This is a genomic window from Bacillus sp. DJP31, assembly GCF_049310945.1.
In the GTDB taxonomy this organism is placed as follows: domain Bacteria; phylum Bacillota; class Bacilli; order Bacillales; family SA4; genus Bacillus_BS.
In genome coordinates this window covers 1-2,900 of the sequence record NZ_JBMERO010000072.1, presented here as the reverse complement: position 1 = coordinate 2,900, position 2,900 = coordinate 1, and the positions used below count along the sequence as shown (strand labels likewise).

The 2,900-nt window shown below is 38.1% G+C and carries 3 protein-coding genes and 1 pseudogene; 2 read left to right on the top strand and 2 right to left on the bottom strand.

Going from position 1 to position 2,900, the window contains the following annotated elements; genetic code table 11:
• Window positions 1-150 precede the first annotated feature (150 nt).
• Complete coding sequence (locus ACOI1C_RS22370; RefSeq protein ID WP_422512843.1) at window positions 151-321, top strand: helix-turn-helix domain-containing protein; 171 nt, start codon at window positions 151-153, stop codon at window positions 319-321.
• A gap of 303 nt (window positions 322-624) precedes the next feature.
• On the opposite strand, the pseudogene ACOI1C_RS22365 reads toward ACOI1C_RS22370, so the two are convergent.
• Window positions 625-744: pseudogene (locus tag ACOI1C_RS22365) on the bottom strand (recombinase family protein); the annotation flags it as partial.
• A gap of 162 nt (window positions 745-906) precedes the next feature.
• On the opposite strand from ACOI1C_RS22365, the gene ACOI1C_RS22360 reads away from it, so the two are divergent.
• The gene (locus ACOI1C_RS22360; protein ID WP_422512842.1) at window positions 907-1,107 is read left to right on the top strand and encodes a helix-turn-helix domain-containing protein; all 201 of its coding nucleotides are present in this window, start codon (window positions 907-909) and stop codon (window positions 1,105-1,107) included.
• Between the two features lie 682 nt (window positions 1,108-1,789).
• On the opposite strand, the gene ACOI1C_RS22355 is transcribed toward ACOI1C_RS22360, so the two are convergent.
• Window positions 1,790-2,900, bottom strand: a 1,111-nt coding sequence (locus tag ACOI1C_RS22355; RefSeq protein WP_422512841.1) for an RHS repeat-associated core domain-containing protein, incomplete at its 5' end; no start/stop codon positions are given.

Here is a 2,900-nt window from a genome sequence, read left to right as displayed (position 1 = left end):
CGGGGTATAGGTGTACTTCTTCTTGACAGCACCGTTTTCTGAGATTTGAGTAATCTGGTCGGTTGCAGAGTGTTGATACTCTAGATTGATAATAGAAGAACTATTTCCTCGGTTTATGCCCTTAATTGTCTTAACTTTTGAACCTCCGTTATACGTAAGCGAGGTTTCAATTCCAGGTGCCGTAACCTTGGCGATGGTGGATGGTGCCTGGCACCACTTATTTTTTGTTCAGACAATGTGGACAGAGTTTATCTATCAACATTAGAAAAAGTTTGTAAAGTGTTAGACATCGACATTCAGGAGTTAATCGAGGTGGAGTAGTCCTCTTGCCATAGTAATCGTTGTATGTACGTAATAGTTGCGAAACATCTAAAAGGTAGGGAGAAAACGAAGGCTAGGTTTTGAAGAACGGAAACGGTGGTAACTGATGATTTTATAAATGTGCCGTGTAGTTAAAAACAATTATTAGGGCATAAGTTTTAAAGTGAATATACGTACTGAATAATTTGGTAACGCACCATATAGGGATTTCGAGGATTACACTTGTTCTCTATATCAGAAAAGGTATATTCAGCACTGGGTAGACCCTAAAAAAACGCCTTAAGAGAGTTCTTCTAATGCTTATAAGTTCGTATATCCATGTGACTGACAATACGCTTTGATTTCATCTTCTTGGTACTCAAGACTATATCCATCTCTTGCTTGACCTTGTCTTGATACTCGAATATATCCAATCACATTCATCTTATTTCCCCCCTCCGTTACGCTAATCGAGATTAACGTAACGCTTAGACGCTATTTAGTAATAAATTCATTGTATGCGGCTTTAGCGATACATTCAGCCCCTTTACCGATACAAATTTCTTGTGTATCGTAAAAGTAATACGAATAAGGAAGGGAAATACCATGCCAATATCAATCAAACTTAAAGAAATTCTGAAAAAACGTGACCTTTCACAACGTGAATTGGCACGAATAACAGGGCTACGCCCTAATACCATTAGCCATCTTTGTTCAGACAATGTAGACAGAGTGTACCTATCCACATTAGAAAAAGTGTGCAATGTGTTAGACATCGACATTCAGGAGTTAATCGAGGTAGAGTAGCCTCTTGTTATACTAATCGCTCTATGTACGTCAAGAGCTGCGAAATTTCAAAAGAAGGGAGAAAGCGAAGATATGAGATTTGAGAATGAAAACGGTGGTAACTGATGATATTATGCTTATTTACTGAAAGTAAAAAGCAATGAATAGGACATACTTTTTATAATGATTGTACGTACTGAATAATTCGTTAAAACATTGTATAGAGATTACAGAGGTTATGTATACTATCTGTATAGCAAGCCGTTTATACGGTACTGTGTAGGGTAGCCCCACACAAAAAGAAACCTTGAAAGGCACTTAGCCAATCAAGGTTCTTTTGTGTTATTCATCTATGGTTTTGGTTATGAAAACAGGTCATAGAACTCCAGTAAAGTATCTCTTTGCTCGTCAACTAATTTTGCTTTAGTGTTGCAATCGTTACAAGATAACATACCTTTATATTTTACCAAGCACTTGTCTAATGACCTACTGCAGTTTACACATTTTCCATCTTTTATTATTAACTCTAAGTCTCCATATATTAAGTCCATTTCAGTTACAAAGTACATTTCATTGCAACACTTACATTGATATAGATTATCTTTAGTGGTGATGTAATATGTGTCTAGTTTGTTGCAATCTAAACATTTAATAGTTTTCTTTACGCCTCTAATTCTCCTTTTTATCATAAAGTCTCCTTTCATTATTTAATAGGTATGGCAGAGCCATTTCTAATTACAGTATTTGCTGTTCCACCTCTTTGAGATTGGAATGTAATAGAATCGTAGGATGTTCTATTAGCAATTCGATTCCCTTGTCCATAGGTAGGTGTAAAAACATCATTTTGGTGTGGTCTTAAGTCAGCATTTTTACCAGGTGCGTATTGAACTTTTACAATAGCAGGTTCTAAATCAGGATAATAATGTTTAAATTCTGCTATTGCCCCTTGTGGTGTATCTGCGACATAAACTCCAGAGCCTATTCTCCCACTTCTTGATGGTTTCAAACCATTATCAAAGATTGATTGAACGTATTCCGGTTTAGTAGCGTGATATCCTGTAGCATTACCAGCACCCTTAGGCTTAGATATCACGGCCTTTTTAGGAGTCGACTGAGCTTTCTTTTCTGACTTTAATGATGAAGCTGTAAACTTCTGAACCTTCTTAGCCTTTTTCCCATATTTAACCCCTGCAACTGCACCTTTTACTGCCCATTTTGCTTGACCTGCACCAGGTACAAAGTTACTTGCAATGGAAAGAGTAGCTCCTGCCTTTTGATACCATTTTGCTTTTGGATTCCTTAAGGTGTTGATATCATCACCAATCGCAAGGTTGTAAGCCGACTTGCTGTATTTTTTTGTCGCCTTCCACCCTTTTTGCAACCACTTCGGCGCATGTCCATCTGGATCAATGTTGTTAACTGGGTCTGCGTCTGCATACAGGTAACGGTTTAGTGAAGTCGGATCTTCCTCAGTTCCTTCATACTCATCTGGCGTGATGAAACGACCAGTTGTTGGATCGTAGTCTCTCCAACCCATGAAATACAAGTTTGTATCCTTGTCATACATGACACCGTATTTACCTACATAGCGATAAATGTTGGCTTCAGCTAATGCTTTGTCACCCGTGATATTGACGACATTCCCCCACTCGTCGTAATCATAGGTGGCTTTGATATTCCCTGCCGCATCAGTAATCGCGATAACATCTCCACGTGCATTGAACTGATAGTAATACACCACTTCATCTAAGCTAAAGCTGATCGGGTTTCCGCTCGCATCACGATAATATTTTAATCGTTGTACTTTAGTTGGT